This is a genomic window from Halobacillus sp. Marseille-Q1614 (genome assembly GCF_902809865.1).
GTDB lineage: Bacteria > Bacillota > Bacilli > Bacillales > Halobacillaceae > Halobacillus_A.
In genome coordinates this window covers 330,843-345,135 of record NZ_CADDWH010000001.1, presented here as the reverse complement: position 1 = coordinate 345,135, position 14,293 = coordinate 330,843, and the positions used below count along the sequence as shown (strand labels likewise).

Below are 14,293 nucleotides of genomic sequence, written 5' to 3'. Positions count from 1 at the left end.
ACCTTATCCAATAAATAGATAAGGTTTTTAAAGCTAATTTGGCTGAAACAGCACTTTCACGTAATTTTCTTTCCGGTTTATAATTCTGTCAAAAATCTCCGGTCCCTGCTCCAAATTGAGCTGATGAGATATCATCGGCTTTACGTTTAACTGCCCTGTATTCATATAGTGAACCGTTGATTCCCACTCTTTCCCGGGAAATGGAGAGGAGATCGCGTTCCAGGAACCTAAGATTCTTAATTCATTTCGAACGATTTTTTCAAAATAGTAGCGTTCAATCTGAATATCTGCGTAAGGTATCCCCATAAATACGACCTCGCCCCCTTTTTTAGGCAAGGCAAAAACCTGGGCTGATGTTATAGGAGAACCAGCAGATTCAACGGCTACATCAACACCTCGGCCCCCTGTAAGCTTCTTAATCTGCTCATCAGCTGATTGATCTTTTGAATTAATCAACTCGTCTGCACCTACTTCTTTAGCAACGGCCAGCTTTCTATCATGAATGTCAATCGCATATACGGTTTTGGCGCCAAATATCTTTGCCCATTGAATGGCCAGGAGGCCAATACTTCCACATCCGATAACCGCGACTTCATCTCCCGGATTCATATGGGTCCGATAAAATCCATGTGCGACGACGGACGAAGGCTCGATCAAGGCGGCAGTTTCATAATCAACATGATCAGGAAGCGGAATAATATTTTCTGCCGGAAGTTTGACAAGTTGTGCGTATGCTCCCGGATGGCGGGCCCCAATTACCGTAAGCTTTTCGCATCTGGCCAGTTCTCCTTTCTGGCAGCTTTCACATCTTCCACAATAATAAGCAGGGCAGCCAGCCACCCGATCCCCCACTTTTACATGTGTAACCTTAGACCCCACTTCTGCCACTTCTCCTGCAAATTCGTGACCAAAGGTCATTCCTTCTACATATGGTCCGAGTTTTTTATAACGTGAAAGATCGGATCCGCAGATACCGGCAGCCCTCACTTTTACAATAACGTCATTCTCATTCTCGATAACCGGCTCTGCCGTTTCTTCATAGCGGAGGTCTTGAGCAGCATATAAGTTCAATGCTTTCATAAGCCATCTCCTTTATCGGCTAGTTCGCTGATGTCCGCTTTTTACCGGATAATTTATAAATAGCTATTCCTACAATCAGCGTATTAAATATCATTTGGTGCTCGAAATAAAAGGTACCTATGCCGCGCATGGGTCCGAGCATAAAGTCCAGCATTGCGTCTACCATAGAATCCTCCTTTTCGCTTAATCCACGGGAGTGAGCAGCACCTTAATGGCTTTGCCGCTCTTTATTGCTTCATATGCTTCATCCCATTGATCAATCTTGTATTCATGTGTGACGAGAGCCTGGGCATCTACAAGTCCGTCATTCATTAGTTCCAGGGAAGGCTCCCAGTCTGCTGATTTTTGACTGCGGCTGCCCACCACTTGAATTTCTTTTTGTATAATTTTCTCTAGGTCAAACGCTACCTCCGGGGAAGCAAAAATTCCGACTTGGGTGTATTGGCCTTTCTTTCTTAATAGATCAAGCCCCTGCTTTGCTGCAGGCGGTGCTCCTGAACACTCAAAAACTAAATCTACTCCGTACCCGTCGGTTAAGCTCTGCACAAGCTCTTTTAGATCCTGTTCCTGCACATTAACGGCGTAGTCTATTCCGAGTTCTTCGGCCTTTTCTAAACGGATGCGGTCATTGGAAAGGCCGGTAATCACCACAGTAGCTCCTTTACTTTTAGCTACTTGTGCAGTGAAAAGTCCGATTGGTCCCGGGCCGATCACAACAACGATGTCTCCTTCTTTAATCGTTGTTTTGGCCACTGCGTGATAGGTACATGCCAACGGCTCTGTCATAGCAGCCGAGCGATAGTCGACATGGTCCGGAAGGTGATGGACGCTTTCTTTGCGGGCAATTAAATATTTCGCAAAACCGCCGTCTTGTTGGGTGCCTAACCCTTTTCGATAATTACATAGGTTATAGTCACCGGACTGACAATATTCACATTCTCCACAAACATAGTACGTCGTTTCTGAAGTGACTCGATCTCCGGGCTTAAATTCGGTGACCCCTTCTCCTGTTTCCACAATTTCACCGGCAAATTCATGGCCTAAGGTAACAGGAGCTGCTACTTTATAATGACCTTCGTACGTATGAATATCAGATCCGCATATCCCGGCATATTTGACTTCAATTTTCACCTGATCGGGGCCGGGCTGAGGTATTGGCTTCTCCTGAATTTCCAAGTTCCCAAATCCGAGCTCTTTCTTAACAAGCGCTTTCATAATTGGCAGCTCCTTTACTAGTTAAATAATGCAAAAACTTTGTAGATCACCCAGTTGACTAAATTACCGCCCTGGTCGATACTCGAAATTCTTGCCGAGCCTTCCGGCATGTTGAAGTCCGCGTTTACAGCCATTTCTGTAAATATCGGGGCAACATCTGTAGCCAGGTATAAAGAGAGAGCAATCATGATGGTTCCTACAATGACTGAATGGACAATGTTTCCTTTTGCGCCGCCTACAATAAAGGCAACAATGAAAGGAATCGTCGCCAAATCACCGAAAGGTAGCAGTGCGTTTCCTGGCAGGATGACAGCCAGCACTACGGTAATCGGAACGAGGATGAGTGCGGTAGAGATAACGGCGGGGTGCCCCAGGGCTACAGCAGCATCAAGTCCGATATAGATCTCCCGGTCACCGAATTTCTTCGATAACCATTCACGAGCAGACTCTGAAACCGGCATTAGTCCCTCCATCAGGATTTTTACCATTCTCGGCATTAACACCATAACTGCCGCCATCGCCATTCCAATCTCGATGACATCGCCAGTACTGTATCCTGCCAGAATACCGATCGCTGCTCCTAAAAATAGCCCGATGAAGATGGATTCCCCAAAAATCCCGAATCGTTTTTGAATAGTGTCTGGATCAGCATTCCATTTATTAATAACAGGTACCTTCTGTAAAAGGTTGACTAAAAATATTCCCGGTGCATATGAGATTGTACTTCCAGTCGCAATTGAAACCCCTGGCAGTTCATAAAACTCACTGACCATTGGCGCTGTCCAGTCAGCTACCTTCAGACAGACAATCTGGAAAAGAACAGCAGCTATTAACCCTTGCACAATACTTCCTGAAACGGCATATACCATCGCTGCCATAAATGTGTAGTGCCAGTAGTTCCAGATATCCACATTCATTGTTTTCGTTGTTTTCGTAACGAGCATAATTACGTTTACGACAAGACCTAACGGAATAATGAAAGCAGCCACTACAGAGGCCCAGGCAATAGATGAAGTCGCCGGCCAGCCTACATCAATAACATTTAATTCTACTCCTAAGCGGTCCACCATTCCCTGGGCAGCAGGTCCTAAGTTATTTACAAGCAAATCTACTACTAAAAAGATCCCTACAAAAGCTACTCCGATCGTAAGGCCAGAGCGGAAGGCTTTTCCCGGCTTCTGCCCAAACAACAGTCCTAATAGGAAAATCGCTACAGGCAGGATTACCGTTGCCCCGAGGTCAAGGAATCCCTGGATAAAATCGACAAAACCTTGCATACTATTCGTCCTCCCCACTTAAAAGTTAATCAGCTTTATTTATTTTTTCAGCTCTTCCAGAATCTGCTGCTTCGTCTGGTCCGTTCCGATTCCTGTTAGAAAAGATCGGGCATTGATCACTGGGAAAGGATATTCCTTTTTCGTCATGGCTGTAGTTACAAGCAAATCAGCGGTATCTTCATAGCCGCCAACTTCAGAAATCTTAATTTGGACGAGATCCACTTTCAGATTATTTTCTTTAGCCATATCTTCAATAGCTCCATTTACGACTGTAGATGTAGCAATTCCTGCTCCACATGCAACTAATACTTGTTTCTTTTTCATTTAAAATTCCTCCTTAATATTTGAAAAGCTTAATTTTTCTTCTACCAGTTTTTTTATTTCCTGTTTGTCGTTTGCAGATGCCAGACTGTTCAGCGTTTCCTCATTTTGAAACAGCTGCATCAGTTTTTGCAGTAAAGACAATTGAGAATGGGCTTCATCCATTGCCAATAAGAAAATTACTTTAACTGCTGTCGTTTCACTTTCATCCCCCATGACTCCGAAATGAACAGGGTGCCGTAATACCGCGATACTTATCGTTTTCTGATTTACGTGCTCCACATCTGTATGCGGAATAGCCACAGATACACCCGCGGTCGGCAGGCCAGTCGCAAATTCTTTCTCGCGCTGCAGGATAGCCTCTGTAAATGTTTCTTTTACAAGCTTTTTCTCTACTAAATTTTGCCCCATTGCTGTCAGAGCTTCTTCTTTTGTCTTAACGTTTAAATCTAATAGAATCATAGATTCATTAAAATATAATTCACTCATTTTCTGTTCACCCCGTTTGTGTCTGTGACTATTGCTCATCCTTTGGAATAATCTGATAGAATATCGTGCATTTCAGAAACAGATCCAGTCTGGATTAAACGTTCTTGATCTCTTTCTGAACCTGCTAATTTCATAAGCTGCATCAATGCATGAATGTGCTGCTGCTTATCTACTGCAGCAATTACAAAAATTAAGTTTATAGTGTAATCTTCATTGAATGAAACACCCTTTTTTAACCGGAGAAGACTCATACCGACTTCATTTACCCCTTCATCAGGAGAGGCATGAGGGATGGCCATGTTTTTGCCGATAATGATATAAGGATCCCTTTCTTCCTGATGGACCATAGCTTCTACATATCTTTGTTCAATTTGTCCTTTATCCAGCAGCGGTCGGGCACTTTCTTGAACAGCCTTTTCCCATGAAGTCATGGAATGACGGATCGTAATATGGTTTGGGGTTATTAGTTCATTCAAATTAGCTTCCTGTCTGTTTACTTGTTGAGTTACTGAGGAATCTTCCTCTCGATGGATATATTTTTCAAGCTCCTTCGTTAACGCTCGTTCATCCTTAATAACAGAATGATTTTTTATAATCTCGATTAATTGAGGAACATGGATATCATCCACCATATAACCGTGCAGCTTCAGCATCACTTTCTTCCGTAAACGATACTTTTCTTCCTTATTTAAATAAGGTTTAGTTACAAATAAACTTTTTTCAGTCTCTAAGGTTGTTGAAGAGAATACGAGATTATAATCCAGCTTATAGTTCAGAAAATCCCGTACGGATAACGAATCGAGGAAGATAAATTCTGGAAACAACTCCCTCAATTCATTAAACATCAGTCTAGATACAGACACTCCTTGAGGACAGACAACGATCGCTTTTACCTTTTCGTCAATGCTGTCTCCCTGTCTAGTCATCCATCCGCCAATTAGAAAAGTAATAAATGTTAATTCACTTTCAGGGATTTTCTGACCAATTAATTCCTCAAGCGGTCCTGAAGACCTTTTGAGCAAGTGATGCAGTTCCTTAAATTTCTTACTCAACGAATCCTGCATGCCAATCACTTCTGTAAGCTGATATTTAATTCGATAATAGGCCGGCTTTAAATGCTGCAGAAGCTTACTCAAAAGCTGTTCTCTATCCTGCAGGTAGATACAGGCGCTTTTCTCAAATTGGCGGACCATTTGATCGACAGCCGGCAGCAAATTAGGAACAGCATCATTGTTCTCTAAATACTCTGACCAGTAAACGTTGGCTGTTAACAGGTGAAGCGTCATAAACAGCCGTTCCTGCTCGGGAATCTCTTTAGTTTCCTGAAAAAGTTCTTCTGTGGCCAAATATTCTTTCGTATCAGAAAGTTCTTCGTATTTAATGGAAGAGAATTCGACGAGACAGCCTCTATGAATCCTTCTTAAAACCAGCAGAAAAACGTAAGGCATGGTGCTTATCTTTTCATCTGTAAACTTAAGGTTCAGATTCTTTTCTACGTTTTCTATTTTTCCTACATACTGATTAATCTGCTCCTGCTTTAAATTCCCCAGCTTCTTTATCCAGTAGCTGCCGCCTGTCATCTGCGACAAATGATAGGTAACGTTGATCAGCAGCTTGCGAATTTGAAATTCCTGGCCTTCAAGAACATAGCCGGCTTTTCTTGTATAGCGAAAGGAAATGCCGTAATCGTTTAAGAAGGACTGAACTTTTTTAAGATCGCTGAGAACCGTATTTTTACTGACCTTAAGCTCACTCGTAAAATGATGAAGGGAAATCTCTTCTTCACTGCTCATAAGCATCATTAAAATAAAATAGATGCGCTGTTCTTCTGTCAGAAACTCAGCTTCTCGAATAAGCTCTGTTGCCTGATCCGTATTTAGAGCAGTAAAGACAGATTGGTCAATAATGAAATGGCCTTGTCTCGTACGTTCAATAACGGGAAGGTTTTTCTCCATGAGCCATTGGTTGATTTTATTGAAACTATAGCCAAGCTGCCGTCGGGTCAAAGAGTGCTTCTTCTCTAAGTCCATACTTGTAACTCTCGGATTAATGACCAATTCATCGAGAATAATTCTGCTCCGTTCGCTAAGCGTCAACTTGATCCCTCCTTCGTTTTTAATATTATCAATGAAATAAAATTTATGAATCCGCTTTCATCACAATCAGACGGACATTTAGTGTACATTATCGTGATTTACACTCCATTTCCCAATTCTCCATTCAATTGATTTCATTATCATATCAAATAAAAAAACCCTTACCTGCCTGTGGCAAGTAAGGGAATAGCTCTTAATCTTCATATGCGTTTAAAGCGTTCACGGAATGAGCTACTGCAGAACCAGCTTTTAAAGCAGTAGCTACAAAAATACTTTCCGCTATTTCTTCTTTAGATGCTCCCTGGCTTTTAGCCCCTTTTGTATGAATATCGATACAGTACGGGCAGCCGGTGGTGTGGGCAACAGCAACAGCGATCAGTTCTTTTTCTTTTGCTGCTAACACTCCTGATTTCATCGCTTTTTGATCGAAATCTATAAAACCTTGAAAAGAATCACCTGCTAAATCGGCAAATTCTTTGATTCGGTTAAAGTATTGCTTTTTATAAAGAACAGGATCCGTGTTCTCGTCATATGTATTAAGAGCGTTTCCCGCATGAGCGATAGCGGACCCTGCTTTTAATGCGGTAGCTACTAGAATGCTTTCCGACATTTCTTCTTTAGAAACCTCTTGTTTTTTTGCATTCTTTACGTGAACCTCTATACAGTATGGGCAGCCAGTTGTATGGGCTATGGCAATAGCCATGATTTCTTTTAACTTTGCAGTAAGTTTGCCCGAAGCAAGAGCTTTTTGATCAAATTCCACAAATGCTTTAAAGGCTTCCGGAGCTAAATCTCCTAATTCAGGGAGACGCTCAAAGTAAGATTTTTGGTAGAGAACTTCTTTACTCATTTACAAATCAATCCTTTCCTTATGTTATCTACCATTTTACATAATGTTCTATTAAGTACCAAGAATTGAATTTCAACCTGTTGGTACCTGGTACCAGCGAACTAGAAAAGTGTACCTGGTACCAAAATCAGTCTTTCCGGTACCAGGTACACTTCTATAATTTCTGAACGAGCTCCTCAGCGGAAGCTTTAATGTCTTCAAAGTCGTCTTTATACAAGCTGCCGCCTACACTTACAGCAACTGCTCCTTTCTCAAGCCATTCATTTAAGTTATCAGCACTGACTCCTCCGGATGGCATAATATTCGCTTGCGGCAATGGACCTTTAATTGCTTTAATTCCCGAAGGAGAGATGGTATTGCCAGGGAAAATTTTAATAACATCGGCTCCGGCTTCCATTGCTTCAACTACTTCATTTACCGTGTAGCAGCCAGGAATATAAGGGATTTGATAGCGATTGCAAAGTTTGGCTACATTTAAATTAAAGTTTGGTGCTACGATGAATCGGGCTCCCGCTAGTATTGCCATTCTAGCAGTAACCTCGTCTAACACGGTTCCAGCGCCAATGACCCAGTCACGTTCTTTGTCACCTGCAAGTTTTTCAATGAGCTGCGAAGCGTTTGGGACAGTATAAGTTATCTCCATAATTTTAATACCGCCGGCATAGGCTCCTTCAGTTATTTTTTCTGCTTCTTCGCTTGTTTCCCCACGAATTACAGCCACCAGCTTTTCGTCTTGCAAGGTTTGTAAAGTATGAAGTTTGTTCACGGAATTCGTCCTTTCTATCTCTCTATTAATTCTTTTTCACCTAGTAAAACCTGTACTTCTTCGTAGTATGGCAGCCCTTCGTTATCACCTTTGACTCCGACCACCATTGATCCGATCGTATTTGCGAAGTGAAGGATTTTTTCTAGCGGCCATTTTTGTAAAAATCCATAAAGGAAGCCTGCATTAAAGCCGTCTCCTGCTCCTACGGTGTCCACTACCTTTTTAGGAGGAACAGGGGGAGCTTTTAACTTTTCACCTTCATAATAACCAACGGATCCTTCACTTCCAAGCTTAATTGCTGTATAGGGAATACCCAGATTTTTGGTTTCCTCAATAATTTTATCCGGATCACTTTCTCCAATTAAAATATCCATTTCCTCTGCTCCCGCCAAAAGAATGTCAATATCAGGAAGGATTTTGGCCAGCGTTTCTCTTGCTTGTTCTTTGCTCCATAGTTTGAGGCGGATATTTGGATCAAAAGATACTTTAACGTCATGTTTTTTCGCCAGGGCAATAGCTTGTTCAATGATTGCTACGTTGCTTTCATCAATTGCCGGGAATATACCAGTGACATGGAGAATTTTTGCCTGTTTAATATAGTCTTCATTAAGGTCCTCTGGCCCCATAGGTAATGTGGGAGATTTCTCCCGATAGTAGAAGGTGCGCACACTTCCGTCTTCCATCATTTCTTTAAAGTAGACAGAAGTTGGATGCCCTTCTACAAATTCTACCTCGGAAACATCGACTCCTTCCCCCCGGGCGTAATTTCGAATCGTTTTTCCAAATTCGTCTTGTCCCAAACGGCTGATCCATCCGGTATTTAATCCTAAGCGTGAACAGCCGACCATCACGTTTAATTCCGCGCCGCCGACTTTCTTTTGAAACTGATTGGCAAATCTCATAGGGCCCGTTGAATTAGGTTCAAATGCGATCATTGCATCGCCTATCGTTATGATATCTTTCACTGTTACCTCTCCTTTACCTGATGATAAAAAATTAAGCCCCAAGAAGAGGCTTAATCATTACTTCATATCTTCCATATCCACATGATCCATATCGGTGAATGTATAATTCTCTCCAGCCATTGCCCAGATAAATGTGTAGTTGCTTGTCCCTACTCCGGAATGAATGGACCAAGGAGGGGATAGAACGACTTGCTGGTTTCTTACTACGATGTTTCTGGTGTTATTTGGTTCACCCATAAAGTGAAAGACCTTTGAGCTTTCGTCCATATCAAAATATAAGTAAGCTTCCATTCGACGATCGTGAACGTGAGGCGGCATTGTATTCCACATATTGTTTGGTGCCAGGAAGGTCATTCCCAGCATAAGCTGACAGCTTTTAAGTCCATCCTCATGAATATATTTACAAATCACACGATTATTGGATTCAGCATCAGACCCTAAATGAGTTTCCACTGTTTCTTCGCGCGTCAGCTTCTGAACTGGATACTCTTTGTGAGCGGTTGCAGAAACGAGGTAAAAAGAAGCAGGTGCTGAAGCATCTGCACTTTCTATTGTAACATTTTCTTTTCCTTTTCCTACATATAAACAATCCCTCTTATTCAGCTCGTAAGTTTCTCCATCAACAGTTACTTTGCCAGTCTGATCAGAAATATTAATAATTCCAATCTCTCTTCTTTCTAGAAAAAATTCTGTTTTTAAAGTTTCCGGATCATCCAATTTAAGCGGCGTTGAGGTAGGAATAGCTCCGCCGACAATTAAGCGGTCATAGTGAGAATAAACCATGTTCAGTTCCCCTCTGACAAAAAGGTTCTCAATCAGGAAATCTTCGCGGATTCTTTCATTATCATACTGATTAAAGTCTCTAGGATTCGTTGCATATCTTACTTGCATAAATACCACCCTTTATCGTTTTTTTAATTCATGCCTTTTAACCACTAAAATAATAACGTTGGTTATTAAACGGAATGACGTTCCATATTTTCATTGTATCAATAATTAAAAATATTTCAACATCTTTTATTGAGTTATTTAAAAAGCGGTTTATGTGGGAAAAGGAATTGACGTACAGCTAAAATGGAACTAACATTAAAATAAAGGAACAGCGTTCCATTATTTTAATGCAGTGTATAAGGAGTTGAAAAAGTGAAAAATAAAGATAATTCATCTCAATCCAACTCAGCCGTAGAACGAGCGTTAACAATCCTAGAGCTGATTGCTGCAAAAAGAAACCCGGTGAGCCTGGCGGAAATATCACAAGAGCTTGGTATAGCAAAAAGTACGTCCCATCGAATTATGGAGGCTCTTAAAAATAAAGGGTTTATTGAGCAAGTAGAAGATACAGAAAAGTACCAGGTCGGTTTAAAAGCCATTGAGGTTGGAGTGTCGAGTCTGACAAAGTGGAACCTGGTGGATATAGTGACTCCTTATTTAAGGCAGCTAGCTTTAGACTTAAACGAAACGGCCTTCTTAGCGGTTTATGACAAAGGAGAAGTTGTGTACTTATATAAAGCAGAAGCCAATCAATCTGTGAGAACGACAGCCGATCTCGGTACTCGCAAACCGATACATTCCACTGGGCTTGGAAAGGCCATCGTTTCCACTTTTCATTTGGAAGAAGTGGATCATGTTCTCACGGAAAAAGGAATGCCTAAATTTACGGAGAAAACAATAATTGATCCAAAGCAGTATATAGAGGAGCTAAGCAAAGTGAGGAAAAACGGCTATTCTATGGATGATGAGGAAGCTGAAGTTGGACTTACGTGTATCGCCGTTCCCATTTTCAACTATACGGGCAGGGCCATTGCAGCCATAAGTGTCGCCGGCCCCACAGAACGCATGATTAAAAATAAAGAAACGATTATAGAGTCCCTTAAAAAGGTTAATGGTTACGTTTCTAATCGGCTCGGGTTTGTGCCATCGATGAGACAGAATATGTAAAAAATCTCCCTGTTTTTATAACAGGGAGATTACTTGTAAAAGCTTTAAGCTCGATGGATGTCGCTGATGAACTTGTAACGGTCGGCACGATAAGAGGACTTCACTACTTCAAACGGTGTTCCATCTGCAAGATAGCTGTTACGTTCAATATGCAATATCGCTGAATCAGGCGTCATCTCTAATAGAACGGATTGGCTTTTATCTGCAATGGTTGCTTCTATTATTTGACTCGCTTTCCCAATGGGCTGTTTCAGAGTTTCTTCAACATATTCATAGATCGAGCCCTGGACGATTTGTTCATCTAACCCTGGAAGCAATGACTCAGGCAGAAATGAATTTTCGATCGCCATTGGCTTTCCATCCGCGTAGCGAATCCTCTGAATCTGAAAAATTGAATCATCTTGATTAATACCGAGCTTCCGTGCGATTTCTGGAGATGCACTTATTTTTTCGAATACCAGCAGCTTACTGCTTGCCGTCATGCCTCGTGCTTTCATATCTTCAGTAAAACTTGTTAAGCCTTGAAGCGGCTGCTCAATTTTTTTGTCCGCAACGAAGGTTCCTCTCCCCTTCTCTCTGTATAAAACCCCTTCATTAACCATGTTTGTGACAGCCTGCCTTACCGTCATTCGACTAACTTGGTAAGTTTCAGAAAGTTCACGTTCAGATGGAATCATATCAGAAGGGCTGTACTCTTCAGTTGATATCCTTCTCTTTATATCTTCTTCAATTTGGTAATACATTGGGAGTGGTGACTTCTTATCAATCATACATCATTTGCTCCTCTCAATAGCCTGCTCACGTTCAAAAGCAACCACGCCATTACATAAAGTCATAACCACCTGAAAATCCTCGTCAAGCACTACTAGGTCTGCATCTTTCCCAACCGCTATAGAACCTTTACGGTCATTAACTTTGAACTGTGCAGCTGCGTTACCTGATGTGATTTTCGCCAAGTCTTCGAGCGGTACATTTATATTGTTTTTCATATTACGGGCTGCTTCATCCATCGTCAGAATGCTTCCAGCCAGTGCGCCATCATTTAAGCGCGCTTCTTTCCCCTTAACTTTTACAGGCTGACCTCCTAATTCATACTCCCCTTCAGGCAGATGTTTTGCTCTCATCGAATCGGTAATAAGAATCGTTCGATCAGCTTTGATTTGCTGATAAGCCAGCTTAACGGCTTCAGGCCGTATATGGATGTGATCTACAATCATTTCTGTCATCAGCTGATCATTTAATAGGGCTGCTCCAACAATTCCCGGTTCTCGGTGATGGAACACGCTCATTTGGTTAAAAAGGTGGGTTATATGGCGAGCTCCATTATGTACTGCTTCTGAAACTTGATGAAAGGTCGCTTGACTGTGTCCGATTGACACAGTAACCCCTTGATTCGTTAGGTGCTGAATGAGGTCAAGGCCCCCTTCTTCCTCCGGAGCTAATGTAATCAGTTGAATAGTATTCCTACTTTCCTCCTGCCACTTATCAAACAGAGAAACAGACGGCTTACTGATATGCTCTTTCGGCTGCGCACCAGCTTTACTTCTGGAAATGAAAGGTCCCTCCAGATGAATCCCGAGAACTTGGGCTTGGCCATCAAAGGTTTGCTGCTTTATATACTCCCCTGCATTTTTTACTGCCTTCGTAATGTTCTCTTCAGACTGAGTCATCGTTGTTGCAAAAAAGCTTGTGGTCCCCTCCGAGGGCAGAGACTTTGCCATTCCTTCTATTGCTTCAAAGCTAGCGTCCATAACGTCCCAGCCAGCTGCCCCATGAATATGAACATCAATGAATCCGGGCATTAGCGTCCATTTTCCCCCTTTACCATTAATAGTTGTATCCGCTCCACCAATAAAATTAGGAGAAATCGCAGCTATCTTTCCGTTTTTCACAAGCAAAGATCCAGAAGAAAGAGTTCCAGACTCTGTAACAATAGTAAGATCCGTTAATTCAATTGTATCCGACATAATATCCTCCTTCAGCACTTTGAAAACACTTAACTTATTAGCACTTTATCATTACGGCATATAGTTGTCTATACCGATAATTTTACTATTTTACAATTGAACTTTGTTGATATTAATTGATAAATGGGCAGCCAGCTCGTTTTAAGAACGGCCTTGTTTTGCTCGTGACCTTACCCTTCATTATTGTTATTAGTGTTTTGCTGTCCTTCTTTCAACATTTTATAGAGATTAATGTGGCCTTGTATTAAACATATCTCCCACTATAATTCCTGTCTTATCTTTTAGGATATTTATATTGAATTAAGGCTTTTTTTATATAATAAATCTGGTCATTTCTTTAAAAAATAAGAAATGGTAATTTATAGACAATTTTAACGGTTTATGATTTTTTGTGTTAAAATTAGATACATCTATTGTTTTATTTAAATAATGATCGAAAGGAGGAACAGTGTGGCGAACCAATATAATTTAGCAATTTCTGAGTTTCGTTCATTAAAAAAAGCCTCTAAGAAGATGTTCGCATCGATAAGTAAGAGATTAAATGTACAAACGGCTTATGTAGTCAAACGAGGCAATAATGAAATGACTGTTTTGAGCTCTTATAATAAGAAAGAAGAAATCATTCCAGAAGGGTATTCTGTAGAATACGGGAAAACATACTGCCGGCTTATTATTTCCAGTGAAGACAGTGTTTTGAACTCGGTAAATTTATCGAAGGATGAGATAGCGAGAGAACTGGAAGTTACTGCCCAGCTGCAGGTAAAAGGATTTCTTGGAGTGACGCTTCGGGATATGAACGGCGAAGTGTTTGGCACTCTCTGCGTCATGGATAGAGAAGAGAAAGCATTCAAAAACGACGATATTGAATACTTACAATCTATGGCTGAAGTCTTATCTCATATCATTGAACTCGATCAAACTAAGTATAATATGGCATTTTTAAACGTTCCCATTATTCCCATAAGAAAAGGGGTATCCATTCTTTCAATACAAGGAATTATTGATGAATTCCGCGCAGAAAAGTTGTTAAAAACAGTCCTTCAATATGGAACAGATAATAAAATTTCCTTCTTTATTATTGACCTCTCCGGCTTAATTATTCTGGATGGTGACTTTCCGCCTTCTTTAATTAGTATTGTGCAATCCCTTCAACTTATGGGCATTGAAACCATTATGACAGGAATCACTCCTTCGATAGCCCAATATGAAGTAAATAACCATGCGTTAATTTCTTTAAAGGTGAAAACCGTGCATGATATACAAACGGCTTTAGAATATATCGGTTTTAATTTAGTGGAGAAATAAACATCCGCTTTTACATACCGAAAC

General features: G+C 41.1%; 15 protein-coding genes. 2 read left to right on the top strand and 13 right to left on the bottom strand.

The annotated features are described in order from the left end of the window. Positions 1 to 33: 33 nt before the first annotated feature. The 11 genes from HUS26_RS01670 to kduI form a co-directional block, all read right to left on the bottom strand. Complete coding sequence (locus tag HUS26_RS01670; RefSeq protein WP_173915504.1) at positions 34 to 1,080, bottom strand: galactitol-1-phosphate 5-dehydrogenase; 1,047 nt, start codon at positions 1,078 to 1,080, stop codon at positions 34 to 36. 19 nt (positions 1,081 to 1,099) lie between these two features. Then, positions 1,100 to 1,246 carry a hypothetical protein gene (locus tag HUS26_RS01665; protein ID WP_173915503.1) on the bottom strand — a complete coding sequence of 49 codons (147 nt, stop codon included), beginning with the start codon at positions 1,244 to 1,246 and terminating at the stop codon, positions 1,100 to 1,102. Positions 1,247 to 1,263: 17 nt separating this feature from the next. Then, complete coding sequence (locus HUS26_RS01660) at positions 1,264 to 2,295, bottom strand: zinc-binding dehydrogenase (protein WP_173915502.1); 1,032 nt, start codon at positions 2,293 to 2,295, stop codon at positions 1,264 to 1,266. Positions 2,296 to 2,312: 17 nt separating this feature from the next. Beyond that, positions 2,313 to 3,572 (bottom strand): galactitol-specific PTS transporter subunit IIC, encoded by a 1,260-nt coding sequence (locus HUS26_RS01655; protein ID WP_173915501.1) that lies wholly within the window; start codon positions 3,570 to 3,572, stop codon positions 2,313 to 2,315. A gap of 39 nt (positions 3,573 to 3,611) precedes the next feature. Further along, entirely contained in the window at positions 3,612 to 3,896 is a 285-nt protein-coding gene (locus HUS26_RS01650) for a PTS sugar transporter subunit IIB (RefSeq protein ID WP_082233249.1), read from the bottom strand. Beyond that, a complete protein-coding gene (locus HUS26_RS01645) occupies positions 3,897 to 4,382 on the bottom strand; it encodes a PTS sugar transporter subunit IIA (RefSeq protein ID WP_173915500.1) in 486 nt (161 codons plus the stop codon). It lies immediately after the preceding gene. Between the two features lie 35 nt (positions 4,383 to 4,417). Next, positions 4,418 to 6,478, bottom strand: a complete 2,061-nt coding sequence (locus HUS26_RS01640; protein ID WP_173915499.1) for a BglG family transcription antiterminator — start codon at positions 6,476 to 6,478, stop codon at positions 4,418 to 4,420. 193 nt (positions 6,479 to 6,671) lie between these two features. Continuing rightward, positions 6,672 to 7,328 carry a carboxymuconolactone decarboxylase family protein gene (locus tag HUS26_RS01635; RefSeq protein ID WP_173915498.1) on the bottom strand — a complete coding sequence of 219 codons (657 nt, stop codon included), beginning with the start codon at positions 7,326 to 7,328 and terminating at the stop codon, positions 6,672 to 6,674. Positions 7,329 to 7,482: 154 nt separating this feature from the next. Next, a complete protein-coding gene (locus HUS26_RS01630; RefSeq protein ID WP_173915497.1) occupies positions 7,483 to 8,094 on the bottom strand; it encodes a bifunctional 2-keto-4-hydroxyglutarate aldolase/2-keto-3-deoxy-6-phosphogluconate aldolase in 612 nt (203 codons plus the stop codon). Positions 8,095 to 8,108: 14 nt separating this feature from the next. Next, complete coding sequence (locus tag HUS26_RS01625; RefSeq protein ID WP_173915496.1) at positions 8,109 to 9,059, bottom strand: sugar kinase; 951 nt, start codon at positions 9,057 to 9,059, stop codon at positions 8,109 to 8,111. A 57-nt stretch (positions 9,060 to 9,116) separates the two neighbouring features. Further along, entirely contained in the window at positions 9,117 to 9,950 is an 834-nt protein-coding gene (gene kduI / locus HUS26_RS01620; protein WP_173915495.1) for a 5-dehydro-4-deoxy-D-glucuronate isomerase, read from the bottom strand. Between the two features lie 252 nt (positions 9,951 to 10,202). Here kduI and HUS26_RS01615 point away from each other — a divergent pair, with 252 nt between their 5' ends. Further along, positions 10,203 to 10,997, top strand: a complete 795-nt coding sequence (locus HUS26_RS01615) for an IclR family transcriptional regulator (RefSeq protein ID WP_173915494.1) — start codon at positions 10,203 to 10,205, stop codon at positions 10,995 to 10,997. 44 nt (positions 10,998 to 11,041) lie between these two features. On the opposite strand, the gene HUS26_RS01610 is transcribed toward HUS26_RS01615, so the two are convergent. Continuing rightward, complete coding sequence (locus HUS26_RS01610; RefSeq protein ID WP_173915493.1) at positions 11,042 to 11,767, bottom strand: GntR family transcriptional regulator; 726 nt, start codon at positions 11,765 to 11,767, stop codon at positions 11,042 to 11,044. Positions 11,768 to 11,770: 3 nt separating this feature from the next. Continuing rightward, the gene (gene nagA / locus HUS26_RS01605) at positions 11,771 to 12,964 is read right to left on the bottom strand and encodes an N-acetylglucosamine-6-phosphate deacetylase (protein WP_173915492.1); all 1,194 of its coding nucleotides are present in this window, start codon (positions 12,962 to 12,964) and stop codon (positions 11,771 to 11,773) included. A gap of 450 nt (positions 12,965 to 13,414) precedes the next feature. Here nagA and HUS26_RS01600 point away from each other — a divergent pair, with 450 nt between their 5' ends. Further along, positions 13,415 to 14,269, top strand: a complete 855-nt coding sequence (locus tag HUS26_RS01600; RefSeq protein ID WP_254434115.1) for a GAF domain-containing protein — start codon at positions 13,415 to 13,417, stop codon at positions 14,267 to 14,269. Positions 14,270 to 14,293 lie beyond the last annotated feature (24 nt).

What these genes read in the sequence shown, in the direction of transcription:
- HUS26_RS01670 (WP_173915504.1), bottom strand. Translation starts at nt 1,080, where the DNA reads ATGAAAGCATTGAACTTATATGCTGCTCAAGACCTCCGCTATGAAGAA.
- HUS26_RS01645 (WP_173915500.1), bottom strand. Translation starts at nt 4,382, where the DNA reads ATGAGTGAATTATATTTTAATGAATCTATGATTCTATTAGATTTAAAC.
- kduI (WP_173915495.1), bottom strand. Translation starts at nt 9,950, where the DNA reads ATGCAAGTAAGATATGCAACGAATCCTAGAGACTTTAATCAGTATGAT.
- HUS26_RS01635 (WP_173915498.1), bottom strand. Translation starts at nt 7,328, where the DNA reads ATGAGTAAAGAAGTTCTCTACCAAAAATCTTACTTTGAGCGTCTCCCT.
- HUS26_RS01665 (WP_173915503.1), bottom strand. Translation starts at nt 1,246, where the DNA reads ATGGTAGACGCAATGCTGGACTTTATGCTCGGACCCATGCGCGGCATA.
- nagA (WP_173915492.1), bottom strand. Translation starts at nt 12,964, where the DNA reads ATGTCGGATACAATTGAATTAACGGATCTTACTATTGTTACAGAGTCT.
- HUS26_RS01650 (WP_082233249.1), bottom strand. Translation starts at nt 3,896, where the DNA reads ATGAAAAAGAAACAAGTATTAGTTGCATGTGGAGCAGGAATTGCTACA.
- HUS26_RS01655 (WP_173915501.1), bottom strand. Translation starts at nt 3,572, where the DNA reads ATGCAAGGTTTTGTCGATTTTATCCAGGGATTCCTTGACCTCGGGGCA.
- HUS26_RS01660 (WP_173915502.1), bottom strand. Translation starts at nt 2,295, where the DNA reads ATGAAAGCGCTTGTTAAGAAAGAGCTCGGATTTGGGAACTTGGAAATT.
- HUS26_RS01610 (WP_173915493.1), bottom strand. Translation starts at nt 11,767, where the DNA reads ATGATTGATAAGAAGTCACCACTCCCAATGTATTACCAAATTGAAGAA.